23 protein-coding genes are annotated in these 21,484 nt (G+C 68.7%); 13 read left to right on the forward strand and 10 right to left on the reverse strand.

All coding sequences use genetic code 11. From position 1 onward, the window contains the following. Positions 1-25: 25 nt before the first annotated feature. Positions 26-1,972 (reverse strand): ABC transporter ATP-binding protein, encoded by a 1,947-nt coding sequence (locus ACMGFH_RS14245; protein ID WP_415379108.1) that lies wholly within the window; start codon positions 1,970-1,972, stop codon positions 26-28. A 126-nt stretch (positions 1,973-2,098) separates the two neighbouring features. Here ACMGFH_RS14245 and ACMGFH_RS14250 point away from each other — a divergent pair, with 126 nt between their 5' ends. Further along, entirely contained in the window at positions 2,099-2,740 is a 642-nt protein-coding gene (locus ACMGFH_RS14250; RefSeq protein WP_415379109.1) for a TetR/AcrR family transcriptional regulator, read from the forward strand. Between the two features lie 34 nt (positions 2,741-2,774). Further along, positions 2,775-3,080 carry a cupin domain-containing protein gene (locus tag ACMGFH_RS14255; protein ID WP_415379110.1) on the forward strand — a complete coding sequence of 102 codons (306 nt, stop codon included), beginning with the start codon at positions 2,775-2,777 and terminating at the stop codon, positions 3,078-3,080. Between the two features lie 434 nt (positions 3,081-3,514). Here ACMGFH_RS14255 and ACMGFH_RS14260 read toward each other — a convergent pair whose 3' ends face one another. Next, complete coding sequence (locus ACMGFH_RS14260; protein WP_415379111.1) at positions 3,515-4,516, reverse strand: ornithine cyclodeaminase family protein; 1,002 nt, start codon at positions 4,514-4,516, stop codon at positions 3,515-3,517. A gap of 113 nt (positions 4,517-4,629) precedes the next feature. After that, a complete protein-coding gene (locus ACMGFH_RS14265) occupies positions 4,630-4,845 on the reverse strand; it encodes a hypothetical protein (protein WP_415379112.1) in 216 nt (71 codons plus the stop codon). Between the two features lie 490 nt (positions 4,846-5,335). Here ACMGFH_RS14265 and ACMGFH_RS14270 point away from each other — a divergent pair, with 490 nt between their 5' ends. Further along, positions 5,336-5,506, forward strand: a complete 171-nt coding sequence (locus tag ACMGFH_RS14270; protein WP_274322374.1) for a hypothetical protein — start codon at positions 5,336-5,338, stop codon at positions 5,504-5,506. A 219-nt stretch (positions 5,507-5,725) separates the two neighbouring features. On the opposite strand, the gene ACMGFH_RS14275 is transcribed toward ACMGFH_RS14270, so the two are convergent. Next, a complete protein-coding gene (locus ACMGFH_RS14275) occupies positions 5,726-6,154 on the reverse strand; it encodes a DUF3054 domain-containing protein (protein WP_415379113.1) in 429 nt (142 codons plus the stop codon). A 151-nt stretch (positions 6,155-6,305) separates the two neighbouring features. Here ACMGFH_RS14275 and ACMGFH_RS14280 point away from each other — a divergent pair, with 151 nt between their 5' ends. Further along, positions 6,306-6,977 carry a GNAT family N-acetyltransferase gene (locus ACMGFH_RS14280; protein ID WP_415379114.1) on the forward strand — a complete coding sequence of 224 codons (672 nt, stop codon included), beginning with the start codon at positions 6,306-6,308 and terminating at the stop codon, positions 6,975-6,977. A gap of 30 nt (positions 6,978-7,007) precedes the next feature. Here the strand turns inward: ACMGFH_RS14280 and ACMGFH_RS14285 are convergent, their stop codons facing one another. Then, the gene (locus ACMGFH_RS14285) at positions 7,008-7,934 is read right to left on the reverse strand and encodes a hypothetical protein (RefSeq protein WP_415379115.1); all 927 of its coding nucleotides are present in this window, start codon (positions 7,932-7,934) and stop codon (positions 7,008-7,010) included. Between the two features lie 107 nt (positions 7,935-8,041). Between ACMGFH_RS14285 and ACMGFH_RS14290 the strand changes: the two genes are divergently transcribed. Together ACMGFH_RS14290 and ACMGFH_RS14295 are read left to right on the forward strand one after the other, a co-directional pair. After that, positions 8,042-9,556, forward strand: coding sequence for a hypothetical protein (locus ACMGFH_RS14290; protein WP_415379116.1), 1,515 nt, complete (start codon positions 8,042-8,044; stop codon positions 9,554-9,556). A 92-nt stretch (positions 9,557-9,648) separates the two neighbouring features. After that, positions 9,649-10,878 carry a hypothetical protein gene (locus ACMGFH_RS14295; protein ID WP_415379117.1) on the forward strand — a complete coding sequence of 410 codons (1,230 nt, stop codon included), beginning with the start codon at positions 9,649-9,651 and terminating at the stop codon, positions 10,876-10,878. 315 nt (positions 10,879-11,193) lie between these two features. Here the strand turns inward: ACMGFH_RS14295 and ACMGFH_RS14300 are convergent, their stop codons facing one another. From ACMGFH_RS14300 to ACMGFH_RS14320, 5 genes are all read right to left on the reverse strand, one after another. After that, positions 11,194-11,475 carry a hypothetical protein gene (locus tag ACMGFH_RS14300; RefSeq protein WP_415379118.1) on the reverse strand — a complete coding sequence of 94 codons (282 nt, stop codon included), beginning with the start codon at positions 11,473-11,475 and terminating at the stop codon, positions 11,194-11,196. Between the two features lie 90 nt (positions 11,476-11,565). Continuing rightward, positions 11,566-12,642, reverse strand: coding sequence for a class I SAM-dependent methyltransferase (locus ACMGFH_RS14305; RefSeq protein WP_415379119.1), 1,077 nt, complete (start codon positions 12,640-12,642; stop codon positions 11,566-11,568). A 90-nt stretch (positions 12,643-12,732) separates the two neighbouring features. Beyond that, positions 12,733-13,293 carry an SHOCT domain-containing protein gene (locus tag ACMGFH_RS14310; protein ID WP_415379120.1) on the reverse strand — a complete coding sequence of 187 codons (561 nt, stop codon included), beginning with the start codon at positions 13,291-13,293 and terminating at the stop codon, positions 12,733-12,735. Between the two features lie 72 nt (positions 13,294-13,365). After that, positions 13,366-14,508 (reverse strand): 60S ribosomal export protein NMD3, encoded by a 1,143-nt coding sequence (locus tag ACMGFH_RS14315; RefSeq protein ID WP_415379121.1) that lies wholly within the window; start codon positions 14,506-14,508, stop codon positions 13,366-13,368. A 97-nt stretch (positions 14,509-14,605) separates the two neighbouring features. Next, a complete protein-coding gene (locus ACMGFH_RS14320; protein ID WP_415379122.1) occupies positions 14,606-15,037 on the reverse strand; it encodes a hypothetical protein in 432 nt (143 codons plus the stop codon). Positions 15,038-15,194: 157 nt separating this feature from the next. Here ACMGFH_RS14320 and htpX point away from each other — a divergent pair, with 157 nt between their 5' ends. From htpX to ACMGFH_RS14355, 7 genes are all read left to right on the forward strand, one after another. Beyond that, positions 15,195-16,076, forward strand: coding sequence for a zinc metalloprotease HtpX (htpX, locus tag ACMGFH_RS14325; protein ID WP_415379123.1), 882 nt, complete (start codon positions 15,195-15,197; stop codon positions 16,074-16,076). A 92-nt stretch (positions 16,077-16,168) separates the two neighbouring features. Then, the gene (locus tag ACMGFH_RS14330; RefSeq protein WP_415379124.1) at positions 16,169-17,044 is read left to right on the forward strand and encodes a M48 family metalloprotease; all 876 of its coding nucleotides are present in this window, start codon (positions 16,169-16,171) and stop codon (positions 17,042-17,044) included. A 61-nt stretch (positions 17,045-17,105) separates the two neighbouring features. Then, the gene (locus ACMGFH_RS14335; protein ID WP_415379125.1) at positions 17,106-17,912 is read left to right on the forward strand and encodes an aldo/keto reductase; all 807 of its coding nucleotides are present in this window, start codon (positions 17,106-17,108) and stop codon (positions 17,910-17,912) included. A 60-nt stretch (positions 17,913-17,972) separates the two neighbouring features. Then, positions 17,973-18,578 (forward strand): PspA-associated protein PspAB, encoded by a 606-nt coding sequence (gene pspAB, locus ACMGFH_RS14340; RefSeq protein WP_415379126.1) that lies wholly within the window; start codon positions 17,973-17,975, stop codon positions 18,576-18,578. Between the two features lie 31 nt (positions 18,579-18,609). Then, a complete protein-coding gene (locus ACMGFH_RS14345; protein ID WP_415379127.1) occupies positions 18,610-19,062 on the forward strand; it encodes a hypothetical protein in 453 nt (150 codons plus the stop codon). A gap of 164 nt (positions 19,063-19,226) precedes the next feature. Beyond that, complete coding sequence (radA, locus tag ACMGFH_RS14350) at positions 19,227-20,273, forward strand: DNA repair and recombination protein RadA (protein ID WP_415379128.1); 1,047 nt, start codon at positions 19,227-19,229, stop codon at positions 20,271-20,273. Between the two features lie 118 nt (positions 20,274-20,391). After that, complete coding sequence (locus tag ACMGFH_RS14355; RefSeq protein WP_415379129.1) at positions 20,392-21,480, forward strand: ATP-binding protein; 1,089 nt, start codon at positions 20,392-20,394, stop codon at positions 21,478-21,480. Positions 21,481-21,484: the final 4 nt, after the last annotated feature.

The raw sequence follows: 21,484 nt of genomic DNA on the forward strand, positions 1-21,484 counted from the left end.
GCGCGTACGCCGGCCCGGCCCTTCCTCAGTCCAGATCGCCGGGCTGTGCCTGCCCGCCCGTGGCGCGGTCGAGGAACTCCTGTGGGAGCGCGTCGATCTCGCCGACCTGCACCTGCCAGAGCGTGGCGTAGAGGCCGTCTTCGGCGAGGAGTTCGTCGTGCGTCCCCTGCTCGACGAGTTCGCCGTCGTCCATGACGAGGATGGTGTCGGCGTGGCGCACCGTGGAGAGGCGATGGGCAATGGCGAAGGCGGTGCGGTCCTCGATGAGGTCGTCGAGACTGTTTTGAATGACGGCCTCGGTCTCGTTGTCGACGTGGCTGGTCGCCTCGTCGAGGACGAGGATGTCGGGGTCCTTCAGGACCGCCCGGGCGATGGAGACGCGCTGGCGCTGGCCGCCCGAGAGCTTCACGCCGCGCTCGCCGACCTTCGTGTCGTAGCCGTCCTTCAGGTCGGCGATGAACTCGTGGGCGCCGGCGACTTTCGCCGCCTCCTCGACGTCCGCGTCGTCGGCGTCGGGGATACCGTAGGCGATGTTCTCCCTGACTGTGCCGTAGAACAGGTACGGCTCCTGGCTGACGTAGCCGATCGACTGGCGGAGGCTGTGGAGGGTCACGTCCCGGACGTCGTGGCCGTCGACCCGAACCGCACCGTCGTCCACCTCGTAGAGGCGCAGGAGGAGCTTCATCAGCGTCGTCTTGCCCGCGCCCGTCGGGCCGACGAGGCCGACCATCTCGCCGGGCTCGACGTCGAAGGAGACGCCGTCGAGCACCTGCTCCTCGCCGTCGTCGGTGTCGTAGGCGAAGTGGACGTCGTCGTACTCGACTGCGCCCTCCAGGTCGTCGAGTTCGATCGCGTCCGACCGGTCGGTGATCCCCGAGGGAGTGTCCAGCAGACCGACGATGCGCTCGCCGGCGGCCTCGGCGTACTGGTAGTCGTTGATGATCTGGCCGAACTGGCGCATCGGGTAGACGAACCGGCGGGAGTAGGAGAGGAAGGTCACGAGGAGGCCGGCCGTCAGCGGACCGTTGAAGAAGGGCAGCGGCTCGGCGACGAGACCGTTGTTGGCCATCACCCAGTAGCCGCCGACGAGGAACGTCGCGGTGTAGCCGGCGGCGGTCACCAGCCGGAGCGTCGGCCAGAAGGCGATCCGCGTCGTGATGGCGTCCCACTGGGCGTCGAGGTACTCCTGTGAGGACTCCGCCACCCGGCCGGTCTCGAAGCGCTCGGTGGTGTAGGACTTGACGACCTCGATGCCGCCGAGGTTGTTCTCCAACTGGGAGTTGAGCTGTCCGACCGACGAGCGGACCTCCTGGTACTTCGGGTGGATGCGCCTGACGAAGACGAGGCTGGCGTACCCCAGCGCCGGGATGATGATGGTCGGGACGATGCCGAGCCGCCAGTTCAACAGCAACATCGCGGCGCCCATCCCGCCGACGCGGAAGACGATGCCGATGCCCTGGTTGAGGCTGTTGGTGAGAAAGCCCTCCAGCTGGTTGACGTCGTTGTTGAGGATCGACATCACTTCGCCGGTCTGCTTGTCGTCGAAAAAGGAGAGTTCCCGGCGCTGCATCGCGTCGTAGGCGTCGACGCGCATCTCGTGCTGGAAGTGCTGGGAGAAGCCGTTCCACGCCCAGGAGTTGACCCACCCCAGCGCCGCGCCGAGGACGTGCGAGGCCCCGAGCAGCCCGATCAACAGGAGGAACTGGTCGAGCGCGCTCGTCGGGATCCACGCGTCGGGGACGAACGGGAGCCGCATCCGCCCGAGGTTCGACCCGAAGAACGAGTCGATGGCGACCCCGAGCAGGAACGCCGGGACGAGCTCCATCAGCGTCGAGAAGACGCTCGCCAGCCCGCCGACGGCGAAGCGCGCGCGCTGGCCGCGGCCGTACTCGCCGAACAGCCGGACCATCGCGTTCGACTCCTCGGCGCGCAACTCCTCGAACTCGTCGTCGTCGGGTCCACCCGGTGGCATGCCACACCGTATCGGTCTATCACACATAAGACTGACTCTCCTGTTAGTCGCCAGAGGTCGGCCCACCGGATCGCCGGGAGTCCGTTCGCGCGGAAGATTTTTGGCCGGGCCGGATAACTCGTGGATATGGCTTCGGAGGTGGACGTGCAGGGAGACACGCACGAGGCGATCATGGGCGCGACGTACCACGCGCTGTGTAAACACGGGTACGCCCACCTCACGATGCAGGACATCGCCGACGAGTTCGACAAGAGCCGCTCGCTGTTGCACTACCACTACGACACGAAAGAGGAGCTGCTGCTCGCGTTCGTCGACAACATCGTCGGCTGGATCGGCGACCGGTTGGCCGAGTCCGAGACCGAGGAACCGCTGGAGCGCCTGGAGGAGTTCATCGACCGGTTCGTGATCGAGCCCGGCGAGGAGGACCGCGAAACGTTCGCGCTCGCCCTGCTCGAACTGCGCGTCCAGGCCGTCCACAACGAGGAGTTCCGGGAGAAGCTCGCGGTCCACTACGAAAAGAACGTCGAGGCGGTCGCCGACATCGTTGCCGACGGCATCGACGAGGGCGTCTTCCGCGAGGTCGACCCCGAGGCGACCGGAGAGGCCATCTACACCGCGCTCGTCGGCGCCCGCATGTACCAGGTGACGCTCGGCGCCGAGCACGCCAGCCGCCGGATGCGCGACCAGCTCGCCGCGTTCGTCGTCGACGACCTCCTCACCGACGGCCGCGAGCCCGCGGCGTACGCCGGCGACGACCCGGAGAACTAACGGGGCCGGCCCGCGAATCGGCGGGCGAGCGCCAATGAAACGAACCAGCCTCGACTTCGAGGGATTCTTCGACGTCCGCCTGACGACCGACGACGCCCAGGCCGCCCAGATGACGCTCTCGCCCGGCCAGTCGACTGGCGGCCCGGACAACCTCCACGCCGAGAGCGACCAGTGGTGCTACGTGGTGTCGGGAGCGGGCCGCGCGACCGTCGACGGCGAGGACGTGCGGTTCGACGCCGGCGACCTCCTCGTGATCGAAGCCGGCGAGACCCACGAGATCGAAAACGACGGCGACGAGCCCCTGGAGACGCTCAACCTCTACGTCCCGCCGGACTACTGAGACAGTCGCTGGCTCGTATCCGGGGGCACGAACCTGATTTCGGTCGAACGAGCTTGAAAGAACTGACCAGTAAAGCCCGCAGTGTGAACAACTGCGGTGGCGCGCGCTGTCGCGAGTCTCGTCTCGCGACAGCCTCGTGCGAGGGATGAGGAGCGCAGCGGAGCGAGCACCGCAATCGGTTGGGGAGGTGTGAGGCGCGGTGCTGTGCGGTGCTGTCCCTGGCGGACTGAAAGGGCGAGGCGGGCTCGCGTTCATGTAGTCGGCTGAGTCGGCACTATCCGAGCGCAGCGAGGATATCCGACTCAGCGACCGCGAGCCCGCCGAGGGCTTTCAACTCCCAGTGTATCCTGCGGTCACTCCAACTCGACTTCATTCCACAACGAACCCCACAGAAGCGACCACTCAACAAGCTGGCTCTCCTGATCGCTCCCGACCTACGAATCGAACGCCTCGCTCGCGGGGAGGAATTCGATCTCCCGGCCGAGACCCGCCTCGCGCGCTCGCTCGTAGCACATGTGTGCGGCGGCGACCGTCTCGATGGCCGTGCCGCCGCTGTCGAACAGCGTCACCTCGTCGACGGCCTCTCGGCCGGATTCGACCCCGGCGACGACCTCGCCCAGTTCGGCGTGGACGTGGTCGTCGCCGATGGCGCCCTCCTCGCGGGCGAGCAGGAACGCGCCGGCGTCGCGCTCGACGCGCTCGCGGAGGTCGGGGACGTACTTCGCCCGCGCGACGGTCTCCGCGTCGACCTCGCGCTTGTTCGGATCGTACTGGCCCATGCAGGTCACGTGCGCGCCGTCGTCGAGCGCGTCGCCGTCGAAGACCGGCTCGGAGGCGTTCGTCGCGGTGATCACCACGTCCGCCCCGTCGACCGCGTCGTCGCTGGACTCGACGGCACGGACGGCGGGGTCGAGTTCCGCGTCCATCTCGTCGGCGAACGACTCTCGGTGTTCGCGTGTGGGCGAGAAGACGCGAACCGTCTCGAAGTCGCGGACGGTGACTGCCGCGCGGAGCTGGCCGCGGGCCTGCGCGCCGCTGCCGACGATCGTGAGGTCGGTCACGTCCTCGCGGGCGAGGGCGTCGACGCCGACCGCGCCGGTCGCGCCGGTCTTGAAGGGGTTCAGGCTCGCGCCGTCGAAGACGGCCAGCGGCGCGCCGGTGTCCGCGTCGAACAGCGGGAGGACGAAGTGGGCGTCGCCGGAGCCGAAGCCGCCGGTGTACATGTACCCGCCCATCGCGCCAGTCTCCGGGAGCATCGCGGTGTAGCCGGTGAGCATCCCCGGCGGGTCGCCGCCCAGCAGTCTGGTTCGCGGGCGGGCGGGCGCGCCCTCGCCGCGCTGGCGGTACCCCTCGCGGACCGCGTCGACGTACTCGGCGGGCGTCGCGAGTCCCGTCACGTCCTCGCTCGACAGAAACAGTGCGGTGCCGTCGGTCATACCCGCCGGTAGGGCGAGCGCGAGTAAAGGCGTGGGGGAATCCCACCGAGAGGCACGGGAGAACGGAGAGAAGCGACAGAGAGAAACACCGCAGAGAGGAGAACGGTCGCCGATCAGTCGGCGGGCTGGAAGCCGCCGTCGTCGGCCGCGGGGCGGGCGCCGTCGACGGGACCGTTGACGAACATCGCGTGACCGATGAGGCCGACAGCGACGACGGACGCGAGCGGGACGGCGGTCGTGAGCGCGAAGCCGAAGACGGTGAGCAGCGCCGTGATGCCACCGAGTGCGAGCGGGATGAGGCCGAGAACGAGGTCGTAGTATCGCGTCATAATCTATCACAAACTACAGGACAGTAATACATAAGTGTTTCCCGAAACCTTCCTGTATCATTTCTCGTCACCCCTGCATAGTTACCTCGTTCCCACTGTGGATTATTCTCGTAACTTATAGAGATTATCCTGACCGTTATCCGGCGTGCGCACCCTTCGAGCGCGCTAATTTCGGCGCTTTTCACAGAGAAGAAGCCCGGCGATCGACGAGGGGCGTCTACTCGTCGCGGCGGTCGGGAGGGGCCGACCGCGAACTCCACCGAGCGGCGATTCGGGACCGACGGACTCGCGTTATCACCGTGAAGAACCTGGCAACCCCCCGAAGCCGAACCGCCGATCGTCCGCACGCACAAACCCCAGACGGCCCCGATCTAGGGAGGGCACACCACCAATTATACGAAGTGATATTGGAGGAGGTGCGCTTATGGTATCCCGCTGGAAAGTGAGGATCGGAGGGATAGCGAGTCGGCGCGGGCCGGCTCGAGACACCATGACGCCAAACGCCACGGACGACAGCGACGGACGGCACGCAACGGGCGAGGAGCGGCCGCGGTACGCCGAACTCAACATCGGTGACGAGGAGTTCGTCATCTACGACCGCGAGAACCACGAGGCGTGGATTCAGTCCACTGAAGCCGTCCCGGTCGAGGAGTCGTGTTGACGATGGATCGACGGACAGGCAGCGGCGCGAGCGAACAGTCCCTCCGGTATCGTGGGACAGCCTGATCGCTGACCCCACTGACCCCCACCACCCCCCACCACTAACCCCCCATTCCAACCCCCCACCCCGACGTGCGTTGGAGTCTCTTTCGGCGCGGCGACCCCCCTCGTCGCGCCGTTGGTTTTCACACCCCACAGCGACGCGTCGCACCGCAGTCGTTCAGTCGTCCGAGAGGACGGCGACCGCGACCCGCCACGGCACGAGCAGCGCCAGGACGACACCGACCGAGACGAGGAAGAAGGTGAGCGCAGCACCGCCCGGGAAGACCGGCGTCGCTCGCAGTCCCTGCGCGACCAGCGCCGCGCCGATCCACGCCGGAATCGTCCGCGCGACCGCGGCCGTCGGTGACGCGCGCGCGTCGACCGAGTAGAGCCCGCCAGCGACCGACGTGACCGCCCAGCCGACGGCGAACGACAGGAACGTGAGCGCGACGCGGCCCGGCCGCGCCAGCGGGTCGATGCTCTCGTGGCCGACCGTCACGCCGAGGAGGACGAACGCGGCGATGCAGACCAGATCGCCCAGTGCCACCAGCGCCGTGAACGGCGCCGGATCGACGCGGTGTCGGACCGCCCTCGCTACGGATGTCATGGGCCGAACCAAGGGCTCGCCGACCCTTCACTGGTTCGATGCCGGTCGCAACGCGGGAGTCTCGCGCCGGCGGCGGGCGGCGATCGGCGTACACCCGTCCAGTGGGAGCCCACCGCGTCGTACAAGGGGCCACGCTCGGTACGTCCAGCCGATGGAGTACGTGCTGCTGGGGTGGCCCGCGGAGGGACCGACGCTCACGCTCGACTACCGCGAGTTTAGCTACGCCGGCAAGTTCGTGATGTCGAACACGGGGAAGGCGCTCGTCCGCGACCCCGCGGAACGAGCGGTCGCTGCGGAGGGCGAGGCGAACCCGGACGAACCCGCGGGACCGCCCGTCACCGCGGACGGCGACGCCGCAGCCGACGTCGTCGCCGCCGCCGCGTTCAACGAGGACCGCACCGACGCCGGGACCTGCTGGATCCGGTACATCACCGTCCGCGAGGACCGCCGCGGCGACGGCATCGGCCCCCGACTGGCCGCGTTCGTCGCCGACCACGCCCGCGAGCGCGGCTACGACCGCGCCCGCATCGCTGTCAACAATCCCTTCGCCTACCAGGCGCTGTACCGCGCCGGCTTCCGGTTCACCGGCGAGGAGACCGGCGTCGCCGAACTCGTCCTCGACCGGGTGCTGGGCGGCGCCGCCGGGGACGGTGACGGGGCCGCGTCCGCCGACCGTTCGCGCGAGACCTACCAGACGGGTCTCGACGTCTATCGCGAGCGTGAGGACGACTCCGAGGCGCCGGACCTCTCGGAGGCGGAACGAGCGTTTCTGGAGGAGAAACGCGGGGCGGATCCGCCGGACCCGCTCGAATCGCCGGCGTGAGCGGCGCGGATGCCGGACGGTTCGCGTCGGTCAGGCCGCCGCCTGCCCCTCGTCGACGGGCGACTCGAAGACGCGGGCGTCGCAGTCGTCGCAGGTGACCGCCGCGACGGTGCGGCTGGAACAGCAGGACTCGACGGTCTCGGTCCCGAAGGAGACGGGACCGCCGCAGCCAGGACAGGTCTCCAGGAAGATGCGGAGCCCGTTGCAGACCTGTCCACGCGCGTGCGCAGGCAGCGACTCCCACTCGGCGACGCGGTCGGCCAGCAGCGACCCTGCTGCCAGATCCGCCTCGAAGGCCGGTCGCGACGCCCAGGTGCCGACGCGTCGGGTGTTCACGTCGACAGCGAACGCGCCACCTCGATCCATCGTCGCCACGTCGCCGCCCTCCAGTCCGAGCTGCTCTAACCACGGCGACAGGTTCTCGGCCTCCCGGACGGCGTCGGTCTCCTCCCGCCAGGCCCGGGCGAACTCGTCGGTGAGACAGCGGTCGTCCCCGCGGCACGGTTCGATGGCGTCGGCGCGTTCGAGGAGCGCTTCGACGTCGAGGGACTCGGCCGCGTCCGGGTCGACGGTCGCGTCGGCCGTCTCGGCGCTCGTCGCGGCCGAGCGTTCGGTCTGCCCGTCCCGCCCCGCGCCCGCCTCGATGCCGTCGGGCGAGTCCGGCGGCGCCTTCCCGAACGCCGCGAGGACGGACGCGGGGAGGTAGCGCTTCGTCAGCGTCGGCGTCCCGGGGACGAGGTATCCGCGCAGCCAGATTGCGGCGAGCGAGACGGCGAGGAGAGCCGTGCCGACCCACAGCGCGGCCGTGGGGTAGCCGGCGGCGGTGAGCCACGCGGCCAGCAGCGTCGTCCCGACGGAGGCGATTGCGACGTTGAGTATCGTACACGGGAGACAGCGGTTCTCCCCGGTGTACTCCGGTCGACGGAGGCGATCGAGGGGCGAGCGGGTCCGGGCCATACCCCCGCTTCGCGGAGCGGCGAGTTGAAACTGACGGCGGGTCGAGCGGTCGCGGCGCGCTGGGAAGCCCGCGCCTTTGAAGTATCGTGGCGGTCGAACGACGTGGTATGTCCGGCTCCGAGCTCGCGGCGCGGGTCCGCAAGGCGCTGTCCGTCGACGCGGAAGAATTCGACCGACGCGCCGCCGAGGAGGCCGAACGGCTCGTCGAGGAGGTGCGCGACGGCACCTTCGACAACACCGAGGCCATCGTCGGCCTCGAACTCGAACTGTACGCCGTCGACGCGCGCTCGGGATCGCTCCGGCGGGTCCCCCGCGGGCTGCTCGGTCTCATCGGCTTCGAGAAGGAACTGGGGCTGCACAACGCCGAGATGCAGACCAGTCCCCAACCGCTCAACGAACACGGCCTCGCCGCCCAGGAGGCGGAGCTGAAGGCCAATCTCGCGCCCGCCCTGAAGCGGACCGCCCGCGACGACATCCGGCTGGTCAGCGACGGGATGTGGACGGTGCCGCCGACCGGCGAGACGGCGACCGACTACCTCTGTGACTCCGTCGAACAGGGCGGCGTCCGCATCGCGACCAACATGTCCGACGCCGCTCGCTACCACGCGATGGCCAACACCGACTACCCCACCGGCATGCGCGTCGAGGCGCCCCACGTCTCCCTGCGGGCCGATACCGTCATGCCCGAGAGCCTCATCACCTCCATTCAACCGCACTACCAGATCCCCCACGCCCCCGACCTCCCCGAGTACTTCCGCTACGCCCTCCGGGTCGCCGGCCCGCTGCTCGCGCTCGGCGTCAACGCGCCCTTTTTCCCCCCGGACCTGTACGACGACGCCGACGACGAGGAGATCGTCGCGGACGCCTGGATGGAGAACCGCATCACCGTCTTCGAGGACGTGCTCAACCCCGCGAGCGACGAGGCCCCGGACAAGGTGCGGTTCCCGCCGGACTTCGAGAGCGTCGAGGAAGCGATCCGCGACATCGTCGACGACGAGACCATCGTCCCGATGGACGTCGAGGGCGGCGGTCGCTTCGACGACGCGTTCGCCCACCTGCGCCACAAACACGGCAGTTACTGGCGGTGGGTCCGTCCGGTCTTCGACGGCGCCACCCGCTCGTCGGCCAACGCCCGCATCGAGTTCCGCCCGCTACCCGCACAGCCGACGGTCCGCGACGCCGTCAGCTTCCAGGCCGTGTTCGCCGGCCTGCTGACCACGCTCACCAGCATCGAACACCCCGTCAGGGGCATGGACTGGGAGACCGCTCGGGAAAACTTCTACGCCGCCAGTCGCGACGGCCTCGCGGCCGATCTGACGTGGATCACCAACGACGGCGCGGAGACGACCAACCTCGACCGCATCTACGGCGAACTCTTCGAGGCGGCCCGCCAGGGCCTCGAAACGCAGGGCCTCCCGACCGAAGCGGCCCGGCGGTACGTCCGTCCCCTGCGCGAACGCGCCGACCGCCGGACGACGCCCGCCCGCTGGAAACACGACCACGTCGCCGCCGCGGTCGACGAGAACGTCCCCCTCGCGGAGGCCATCTGGGGGATGCAGTCGGCCTACGTCGACAACCAGAAAGCGACGCTGCTGGACGGGTCGTTCGTCGACTGGCTGTGAGCGGTGGCGGCCACGTTCCCACCGCCCAGTGAGATCGCCGTCGTCACGGCGAAAGATTCGTTATCCACGGTGTCCCAGCACCGACAGCGCCGATGGTGGAGTACGACCACCGCAGCAAACACTACGACGAGGTCGGGATCGAACTCGACTTTCCGAACGCGATCCGGGTCGGTCAGACCGAACTCCGAACACCGGGTGCGATCGGGACGAGCAAGCAGGTGGACGGCGGGGTCGTGGTCGCTCTCGACCCGGAGAGCGAACCGCCACCACGGACGGATTTCGAGCTCCCCGACCCCTCGCGGAGCGTACTCAGGGTCGATCCGCCGGGAGAGGTCGTGTGGTTCGTCGAAGGGATCTCCCACCCCGATGTGGATAACTTCCATCACGCCACTGTCAACCTCCGGAACAGCTACGGTCCGGTCGACGACGACGCGCTCGTCACCGAATCGAACGTCGGGGGATATTGCTACCACGTGAATCCGGACACCGGTGCGATCGTCGACTCCTGGCGGTCTGACGACTGGAACGGCCTCACGATCGCTTCGATCGCCGGGCTCGTCGAGTGCGACTCGGGAGCGGTTCGACTCCCCTGGGACGTTCCCGATACCGCGGGGAGGTACGCGGAATTCGACACGGGGATCGTCGTCAGACTCGACCCGAACACCGCGGGGAGCGCCCGCCCCGATTTCGAACCGACAGACCCGGCACGGAATCTCGTCAAGATCACCCGCGACTGCCGCATCGAGTGGGTGGTCGAGTCGTCACCGGGTCTTCCCGACGGAGACTACCACGAGCGACACTGGCGCCACGGCGACCGCCTGATCACCCGGACGACCGACGGCGGGTTCACCGAAGTAGACCCCGCCACCGGTTCGGTCCTCGCTACGTGGGGCGCCGAGGAGTTCGTCTGCGGGGACGTCTGCCACGCCCTCGACGGCAGCGTCGAGTCGTTCGCGAAAGTCGACGGCGTGACTCGGGTGCGGACCGACCGACGTCTGTACTGGCTCGACGACGAGGGCCGGAAACTCGGAACGCAAGCGTTCGACACGTCCATCAGGGACGTGCGAACGTTCGCGGACAGGACAGTCGTCAACACCGAGAGCGGTTCGATCTACGGGATCGACAGCGACTGTTCGCTGGCCTGGGAGTTCGACGACGGCAACGACTGGCTGCTCGGCCCGGGAGAGGACGGGTTCTACCTGTTCTTCGACGGGGGCGGGAGGCGACCGTACAGCAAGATGAAGTTCGAGTTCGATCCCCGCCGGGGCGAACTCGTCCGGTCGGTCACCGCGCCGGACTGGCTCGTCGACGAGGTGCTCTGACACCGGATTCGACGAGCGACGGTCGATCTCCTCACCGGCACCGGCTACCCGCCTCGTCCCACGACCGAGACTGCACCCCCCTATTGGCCACATCGCGTCATTGTAACAAGCCAGCGTTCGCCGCGGGCGAGCATCGACGGTCGAGCGGCGGCGACAGCCGAGCGACACGGACTGAACAGTCTCGCAGCGATCGCCGCATCGAACTGATCGGGAGGCCGTGGCTGACGCCGTATGTATCGCGGGAGTACCTGCTGGTTCGCCCGGTAAAAGCGGCGAAACCGGGGGCAACCGGATCGCCCTCTCGCCCGGATCGGATCAGTCCTCGCCGACCTGTGCCTCGACGCGGTCTCTGAGCGCGTCCGCATGCTCCTTGGCCGTCGCGGCGTGGGTCGAGTCCTCGGTCTCGACGAGGCGCTCGACCGCCTCGCACAGCGCGACGTAGTGGTCCGGATCGCTCTCGAAGAACTCCCCCAGTGTGGCGACGAGCTCCTCGGCCGCCGTTGCGTTGGTCTCGTTGTAACCGACTTCCAGCCCTGCCAGTCGAGCGTCCAGGTCTTCGAGCGTCTCCAGCACCCGTTCGTAGGGCCCCCGCGCCATGTTCGGACCTTTCCCGCCCATGGGATAAAAACTACCGTGGTGGCGGCGGCCGTCGGACCGCTCGCGTCGTGCCAATTGGTACCGTATCAGTCACTCGACGCGGGCGTCGACGACGACGTGCGCGACGCCCTCGCTGTAGCCCTTGACGCGCCGGGTGTCGAGGACGTCGACCGAGCGGCCGCGCTCGGCGGCCGCGTCGCGCAGTCGCCCCACGGGGCGGCCCGGGACCAGCCCCTCGGGCGTCGCCTCGTGCACGTGGACGACGCCGCCCGGTTCGAGCGCCCCGAGCGCGCTGTCGAGGTACTCGTAGGAAGCGTCGGAGGAACTCCGACTGTCTTCCGAGCGTGGCTCGGAAGCCTCGTAGTAGCCCATCACGACCCGGTCGGCGGTCACGTCCGTCGCCGGATCGGTCTGGGCCACGACGTCCCGACAGTCCGCGCGATACGGCTGGACGCGGTCGGTGACCCCGTTGCGCTGGACGTTCTCCAGCAGGTATCGGAACGAGGCCGGGTTGCGCTCGATCGCCGTCACGTCGGCGCCCGCCCGGGCCATCGGCAGCGTGAAGTAGCCGATGCCGGCGAACATGTCGACCACCCGCTCGCCCTCGGTCACGACGTCGCCCATGCGCGCACGTTCGGCCTTGTTCCCCGGCGAGAACATCACCTCGGCGAGGTCCATCGCGTAGACGGTGCCGTGCTCGCGGTGGACCGTCTCGGTGTCGCCCACGCCTGCCAGGACGGTCACGTCCGGCTCGCGGTGGGCGCCCGAGATCCCGCCCCGGGCGAGGACGGTGTCGGCCGCGCCGTGGAGGGCCAGCAGCGCCTCGCCGACTTCCTCCGGGCGGGGCGCGTCGCCTACGTCGACCAGGACGACCGTACCGAGGACCGCCCACGACGAGGGGGCCAGGTCGATCTCGTCGTCGGACCAGCCACGCTCGCGGAGGTGGTCGGCCAGGTCCCGCAGGCGCGGCTCGCCGACCTGCCGGACGACCTCGCTGTACTCGACCGTCCCGGGAATCGCCGTCACCGGGACCGAGACGCTCCCCTCGTCGTACTCGCGGACCGACCGGTCGGCGTCGTAGACGCCTTCCGCCTCCAGTTCGGCGATCACCGCCTCGGTCCGCGGCTTGTCCACGACGACCGCGAGTCGCTCCTCGCTCTCGTCCATCTGTCTCCCGGAACGCCCCGGACGGCCGAAACGGTTTCGAGTCGACGTCGGCCCGGTCGGGGCCGGGCCGCCGTCCGCGTCACCGCCCGCTCAGGACGACTCGGGCTCGCGGTCGCGGCGGACGGTCGATCGGCCCTCGGTACCCCCGCGGTCGCTCGTCCGCGCTGACCGCCGGTCCGTCCCGTCGCGGCGGCCCGGCGCGTCGCGAGGGCCGTCGGCCGCGGCGGTTTCGCTTTCGAGCAACTGGTCGAGGCGACGCTCGAACGCCGCCTGGTCGATCTCGCCGCGCGCGAACCGTTCGCGCAGGACCGCGACGGCGTCGTCGCCGTCCGCGTCGGAAGCGGACCCCGATCCGAGCCCGGATCTCGCGCCGGATCCGGAACTGGTGGCGACCGCCGGCAGGTCGATCCCGCGGTCGGCCAGCGACCCCGGTAAGTCGACCGGCGAGAGGTCGAGGACGACCCACGCGAGGAGCACGGCGACCGGCGTCAGCAGGAGCCACCCGGTCACCGCGACCTCCAGCGCCGTCACGACGCCGGCGTTCAACAGCGCCAGGAGCGCGATCGGCAGCGTCGTCACGGCGATCAACACCGGCGCGAGCGCGACGAGCCGGCGGAGGACGGTCCCGAACGAGTGGAGGGGGGCGCGCATGCGTCGTCTCACCGGCCGCTCCGCGAAAAAAGTTGCTCTCCGGCGGTCAGAAGACGGCGAGCGGCCACCGATTCAGGCGTCGCCGAGTTCGGCGTCGCGCTCGGGAAGCACGTGCAGTCCGGCCCGGCTCTTGATCACGGGTACCTCGTCGGCGTCGGGGTCGAAGTAGTCCGGCCGGGAGATAGTCTTGGCCTCGTACGTCTCGGGGTCGAGCACCTGCACGGCGTTCTCGTCCTCGACGGCGACGACTGTCGTCCGCTGGGCGTCCTCGCGAGTGCCCAACCGCCGGGCGTCCGGCGCGTCGCCCTCCTCGAAACTCGCCTCGTAGTCCTCACCCGTCGCGAGTCGGGTCCCCTTGAGGTTCCCGCGGACGCTCCGGACGAGCACCGGGCCGTCGCCGTCCTCGGGGTCGATGACCTCACCGGGGCGATAGCGGGGGAGTCGCACGGCGAAGGTCACTCGATAGACCTCGTTGCCGTCGCCGTCCTCGGTGACGAGCGTCTCGTAGTCCTCGAAGGTACCGCCCTGCTGCTCGACGATGCGCTTCGCGATCCCCTGGCCCAGCTGGTTCGTGGAGATCTTCATGTTCAGCCCCTCGTCGACTTCGGTGACCTCGGTGACGAACGCGTTGCGGTCGCCGGTTGCTTCGCGCTCGGCGACGAACGCCTCCGCCGTCTCCTGGGCGCGCTCCTGCTCTTCTTCGGTGGGGGTCCGCTCCTCGGCGCGGATCTGCACGATGGCCGCGTAGGACCCGCCGGCGATCCGACCGCAGCGCTCGCAGGTCTGGCGGGCGATCTTGACGGGGACGACCACTTCCTCGGAGACGAGCGTCCCGCGGACGACGCCGGAGAACTGGCAGTGCATCCTGATGTTGTTCTCGTCGACCTGCTCGGGGGCGACCTCCCAGCTCACGTCCGTGGCGTCGAGGTGGACGCCCAGCGCCTCGGAGACCTCCTCGACGGCGATGTCGGTGTAGTCCTGGGCGCCGACGTCGACCCAACGGTTGCCGCGGTGGACCGCGCCGCACTGCGAACAGACGCGCACGTCGATCCGGTCGGGCGCCTCGACGAGGTCGAACTCCTCGAAGTAACAGCCGTCGCAGAGCACGCTGTCGGGGTCGCGGACGCCGTCGGCCCCCGGCCGTGCCGGGCGGGCGTCGAGGTCCGCTTCGATGACGTCCCCGCAACGGGGGCAGAACTCGCCGGAGCGACTCATTATCCCGTGGTACTGGCCTGCGCAGTATAAGGCCCGCGTTCCCGTCCGGCGGCCCCGGATGCCCCGGAGGCCCGGAGCGCTCGGAGCGCGAACCCGCTCAGTCGTAGACGTACGGAACGATCCCGAACAGAGTAGCGAAAACGCCGACCACCGAGAGCAGCCCACCGGCGTAGTAGAGCCACGTCTCCGGCTTGGGACACGCGGCGGTGCGCACCTCCGTGACGTATCGCTCGTCCTCGTGGACGACCACCGTCCCGTCGAGACGCGCGAGCGACTCCCTCCGACCGACCGATCGGTCCGAACCGGTCCGTCCGGCGTCGAAAGCGCGCCGCTGGCGGTCGGTAAGGTTCCCGTACTCGACGGCCGGTCCGGGTGGGTCCGCCACCTCGTCGGCGGGCTGGACGGAGACGACGTAGTTCGTTCCGCAGGTCGAACTCAGCGAGACGTAGAGGCCCAGTCCCATGAGCGAGAGGCCGACCAGTAGGGCGAGGGCCCCGCCGCCGACGAACGCGACCGTTCGAGCCGCCATCGACCGGAGCGTGACGCGGTCCGATAGTGAGCGTTTCGGAGGCGGACGACGACTGCCCGACGATCGTTCGGCGATCGATCCCGAAACTCGCCGAGACGGACCGACACGCTGCCGCGACGCGAGTCATTGATATGTCCGCCCGCCCCTATCGACTGGTATGGAGTGGAAAACCGACTGGGGACTCCGCGGCCGGATGTTCTTCACGATGTTCCTCCTCGCGGCGCTCTACATCGCGTTCCTCGGTGTGTTGACGCTGTTCGTGGAGTCGTTCCTGGTCATCGTCGTCTTCATGAGTATCTTCCTGTTCGTCCAGTACTTCTTCAGCGACAAACTGGCGCTCAAGAGCATGGGCGCCCGAAAAGTCGAGGAGAGCGAGTATCCCGAGTTGCACGGCATGGTGAGCCGTCTCTCCCAGCAGGCCGACCTGCCGAAGCCCACGGTCGCCGTCGCGGACACGCGGACGCCCAACGCCTTCGCGACCGGGCGCTCGAAGAAGACGGCGACCGTCGCCGTGACGACCGGTCTCCTGCAGACACTCGACCAGGAGGAGATAGAGGGCGTCCTCGCGCACGAGCTCGCTCACGTCAAGAACCGCGACGTGATGGTGATGACCATCGCGTCGTTCCTGTCGACCATCGCGATGTTCATCCTCCGGTGGGGATTCCTCTTCGGCGGCGGCGGCCGCAACCGCCAGGGCGGCGGCGCGCAGGTCATGGTCGCTATCGTCGCCTCGCTGGTGGTCTGGATCGTCTCCTTCCTGCTCATCCGCGCGCTCTCGCGCTACCGCGAGTACGCGGCCGACCGCGGCGCCGCCGCGATCACCGGCAAGCCCGCCGCGCTCGCCTCGGCGCTCATGGCTATCGACAACCGCATGGACAAGGTGCCGAAAGAGGACATGCGCTCGCAGTCGGAGATGAACGCGTTCTTCATCATCCCGCTCGACAAGGGCGTCATCGCGCGACTGTTCAGCACCCACCCCTCGACCGAGCGCCGCATCGAGCGGCTCCAGCAGCTCGCCGGCCAGCAGGAAACCGCCTGATTGCGGCCGATCTACTATCAGACGGCGCCAGCCCGTTCGTCACCCACCCGTCCGACCGAAGGCCTATTACTCGGCCGACATGAACGGCCGGTATGGAGTGGCAGACCGACAGCCGCCTCACCCGGCGGATGGTCCTCGCGCTCGCCCTCTCGGCAGTCGGGTACGCCGTTCTCCTCGGCCCGGTGTTCCTGCTGGTGCCGCTTCCAGTCGCGCTGGTGATCTGCGGCGTCTTGCTCGCCGTCCTCGGCGGGCTGGTTCTCGAAGCCGACCGATTGGCCTACCTCGCCACGAAGGCCATCGCCATCGACCGGTCGGACCACCCCGACCTGTTCGACGCCGTGGACCGGCTGGCCGCACAGGCTGATGTCCCGCGGCCGCCTGTCGCCGTAATTCCCAGCGACGAGCCGAACGCGCTGTCGGCCGGCACCGGCGACCGGACCGTGATCTGCGTGACGCTCGGCCTGCTCAAGACCCTCGACGACGAGCAACTCGACGCGGTGCTCGCCCACGAACTCGCTCACGTCAAGAACGGCGATTCGACGGTGCTGACCGTCGCGGGCTTCCCCGCGACCGTCGCGCTCGCCGCGCTCGGGAGCGCCCTCGACAGCTTGAACGGGATGGCGGTCCTGCTCGGTTACTTCGGCGCCGCCGTAGTGGTCGCCGTCCTCAGTCTCCCCCTTCTGGTCGTGAGCCTGCCCGGGACGCTCATCCTCTCGCGATACCGCGAGTACGCGGCTGATCGCGGTGCCGTGGCTATCACGGGCGATCCCGTCGCGCTCGCGGAGGCCCTCGGGGAGCTGTACGGACTGTCGGAGCCGCCGGACGAGGACATGCGCTCGATGGCCGGCTTTAACGCCTTCTGCATCGTCCCGACGCGCTATTTCGGCCTGCCCTGGACGCATCCGCCGACGCACAAGCGCATCAGGAAACTGCGCGAACTCGCCGCCGAGATGGAACGCCAGACGTAGCGGGAGACTCTCACCGGTTCCCCAGCCGTTAGGGTCGTACAGTCGAACATCGGGACTCGACATGAGCGAACTCGACTTACACCGGCTCGGACTGGGAACCTGGCAGAACACCGACCCGAAGCAGTGCGCCGAGAGCGTCCGGACGGCGCTCGAACTGGGCTACCGAAGTATCGACACCGCGCAGGCCTACGAGAACGAGGAGCACGTCGGCCGGGGCATCGCCGAGGCGGACGTGCCGCGCGAGGAGGTCTTCCTCGCCACGAAGGTCAGCACCTCGAACCTCGCCCACGACGACGTGCTGGAGACCACGGAGGAGAGCCTCGACAAACTGGGGACCGAGTACGTCGACCTGCTGTACGTCCACTGGCCGACGGGGACCTACGATCCCGAGGGCACGCTCTCGGCGTTCCAGCAACTCTCCGACGAGGGCAAAATTCGGCACGTCGGCGTCTCCAACTTCGAGCCCAAGCACCTCGACGAGGCCCGCGAGGTCCTCGACGCACCGGTCTTCGCGAACCAGATCGAGATGCATCCGTACCTCCAGCAGACAGAGCTGCGCGAGTACGCCGCCGAGCACGGCCACACCGTCGTCGCGTACTCGCCGCTGGCGCGGACCGAAGTCCTCGACGACCCCGTGTTGCAGGACATCGCCGAGAAGCACGACGCGAGCGTCCCGCAGGTGACGCTGTCGTGGCTCCTGTCGCTGGAGCACGTCGCGGCCATCCCGAAGGCCACGGGCGCCGACCACATCGAGGACAACTGGCGGGCCTACGACGTGGACCTGGACGACGAGGACCTGAAGCGCATCGCCGAACTCGACCGCGGCCAGCGGGAGATCGACCCCGACGGCGCGCCGTGGGACACCTGAAACGGGGCCGCGCATCCGCGGAGGGAAGCGTCTTTTACCCGCTCGCCCAAACGGAGGGACATGGGACTGCTGGACGGCCTGAAGTCCGCGCTGGGGATGAAAGCGGAGGCCGACGCGACCCGGGACGCCGACCCGGAGGATCTCTTCGGGATGAGCACGGCCTACATGACGATGGAGGCCGACCTGGGCTTCGCGCCGGCCGACGCGGCCGCGCTGTGTTTCGCCGACGTCGACAGCACGGACTTCGAGGACGCCGTCGAGAACGTCGAGGCCATCCTCGAAGCGGGGGAGGTCGAGACGGGGACGAAAGCGCGGTTCACGACCGACGACCACGGCTACGAGTGGGTCGTCCTCGAAGACGACGACCCCGAGGACCTGGTGACGAGCATTCACTTCGCCGCCGACGAGTTCATCGAGCGGGGCTACGGCTCGCGACTGCTCGCCGCGCTGTTCGCCTTCGAGAAAGACGGACAGCAAGCGTACTGGGTGTACTCGTTCCGCCGCGGGAAGTACTACCCCTTCGCGCCCGAGGGCGACCACGAGCGCCACAGCCAGACGGAGATCAAACTCCAGAGCGTGCTCGACGGCGAGCTCACCGTCGAACCGGACAAGGAGTACTGGTACCCGCTCTGGCCGGACCGACCCGGCGGCCACCCGTGGGAATAGGTTTATTTGCCGAACGGGCGACACGCCGCCAATGCCGCCACTGCGCTCCGATATTTCGGTGTACGACCACCTCCGGTCGACAGACGACGGGCCGGTCGACCGAGGCGTCTATCGCGTGGTCGGCACGGACGACGAGCGCGTCACGCTCCTCCGGGTTGGCGACGCCGACGGCCGACGGATCAACACCGGCGACGTGTTGACGGTCGACCGCGACGCACTCGACGCGTTCGAACCGGCCGATAACCCCGACGGGAACCGACCGGCAGGCGAGACCGTCTCTGGGTTCCTCGGCGACTTCGGCTGGCAACTGCGAGCGTTCGCCGCCGGCCTCCGGGCCCGGCCGCTGGCCTCGCTCGCCGCTATCGCACTCGTCGTCGTCGGCCACCAGGGCCACCGGGTGCTCTCGGTCCCCGAATCGTGGCTCACCGCCGTCTACTTCCTCGGCGTCTTCGGTGTCGTCTACCTCGGCGCCCGCGGCGGCTGAGAGCCCCCCGCCACTGTCGCCCGATATTCGCTCACCGCCGTCGCTCCGCCCGTTCGCCTATCAACCTTCGGACCAGTTCGATCACGAGCGGTCGCCGTGCGCCGGTTTCACTTTCACTTTGGTGTTAACGAGGGTTTATATGATGGGCGGCGCAATCGCTGTCCATGGCGACAGACGACCTCGAAGAACTGTCGGGCGTGGGCCCGGCCACCGCGGAAAAGCTGAAAGACAACGGCTTCGACTCCTACCAGGGCATCGCGGTCGCGAGCCCCGGCGAGCTCTCGAACTCCGCCGACGTCGGCGAGTCGAGCGCCGCCGACATCATCAACGCCGCGCGCGAGGCCGCCGACATCGGCGGGTTCGAGTCCGGTGCGACGGTCCTCGAACGGCGCGAGCAGATCGGCAAGCTCACCTGGAGTGTCGACGAGGTTGACGACCTCCTCGGCGGCGGCATCGAAACCCAGTCGATCACGGAAGTGTACGGCGAGTTCGGCGCCGGCAAGTCCCAGGTCACCCACCAGATCTCGGTGACCGTCCAGCTCCCCAGCGAGCACGGCGGGCTAGAGGGCAGCGCGATGTTCATCGACTCCGAGGACACCTTCCGCCCCGAGCGGATCGACCAGATGGTCAAGGGCCTCTCCGAGGAGGTCCTCGAGGACACGATGGTCCTCCACGGCGTCGTCGAGGACGCCGAACAGGCCGACGCCACCGACGAAGCGCTGCTCGACGACCTCGTCGAGACGATGCTCGACAACATCCACGTGGCGAAGGCGTTCAACTCCAACCACCAGATCCTGCTCGCCGAGCAGGCCCAGGAGCTCGCCAGCGAGACCCAGGAAGAGGAGTTCCCCATCCGCCTGCTCTGCGTCGACTCGCTGACCGCGCACTTCCGCGCGGAGTACGTCGGCCGCGGCGAACTCGCCGAGCGCCAGCAGAAGCTCAACAAGCACCTCCACGACCTGATGCGCGTCGGCGACCTCCACAACACCGCCGTCGTCGTCACCAACCAGGTCGCCTCCAACCCCGACTCCTTTTTCGGCGACCCGACCCAGCCCATCGGTGGCAACATCCTGGGCCACACCTCCACCTTCCGCATCTACCTCCGCAAGTCCAAGGGCGACAAGCGGATCGTCAAGCTCGTCGACGCGCCGAACCTCCCCGACGGCGAGGCCGTCATGCGCGTCGAGGAAGACGGCCTGATGAACGAGTAACGACCGACATCTGTCCGTTCGACCGCGACCGGACGCATCCATCACCCTCGGCAAGAGAATCAGCAGTGAGAACCGGGCAGACGGCTTTTATCCCGTGGCGCTCCAAAATCGGGCAGCGATGGCCGACCAGAACGGGAGCCACCGGCGCTCGACCGAGCGCGAACGGGGGCTCGTCGCGGCGACGTTCGACGCCCTGCCGGCGCAGATAGCGGTCGTCGACGCCGACGGCGTGATCCGGGAGACGAATCGCGCGTGGCGGCAGTTCGGTGCGGAGAACGGCGTCCGCGGGGAGCGCGACATGGTCGGCGAGAACTACCTGGCGGTCTGCGACGGGTCCGACGACGAGTCCGCCACCGGCGCGGCCGCGGGCATCCGCTCGGTCCTCGCGGGCGAACGGACGGAGTTCTCCCTCGAGTACCCGTGTCACTCGCCCGACAAACGGCGCTGGTTCTTGATGCGCGTGATCGCGCTCTCGGAGTACGACGACCCACATGCACTCGTCATGCACATCGACATCACCGACCGAAAGGAGGTCGAGCTCCGCGTCTCGGCGAACAACGAGACGCTCTCGACGGTCGCGAGCGTCCTCAGCCACGACCTCCGGAACCCGCTGAACGTCGCGATGGGGCGCGCGGAATACCTCGCCACCGACCCCGCCGTCGGTCCGGAAGTCGTCGCTGAACAGACCGAGTCGATCCGTTCGTCGCTCGACCGGATGAACGCCATCGTCGACGACGCGCTCGTGCTCGCGAGCGGGTCCGAGCAGATCGACACCGAACACGTCTCGCTCGGCGCGCTCGCCCGCGACGCCTGGTCGCACGTCGAGACCGGCGGAGCGACCCTCGACGTTTCCGCCGACGGGACGCTCGTTGCCGACCCCGGCCTCCTCGAACAGCTGCTGGAGAACCTCTTCCGCAACGCGATCGACCACGCCGAGGGCGTCGAGACGATCGCCGTCGGCACGACCGACAGCGGGTTCTACGTCGCCGACGACGGGCCGGGGATCACACCCGAAGACCGCGAGCGCGTCTTCGAGACCGGTTACTCGACCGGCGAAGCCGACGGGAACACGGGCATGGGCCTCGCTATCGTCCGAAAGATCGCCGACGCGCACGGCTGGGACGTCGCCCTCACAGACGCCCGCGACCGGACCGACACCGATCGGCCCGGGGCGCGCTTCGAATTCGAGGGCGTCACGCGCCGATAGGAGG

The organism is Halosimplex rarum (assembly GCF_047715405.1).
Lineage (GTDB): Archaea > Halobacteriota > Halobacteria > Halobacteriales > Haloarculaceae > Halosimplex > Halosimplex rarum.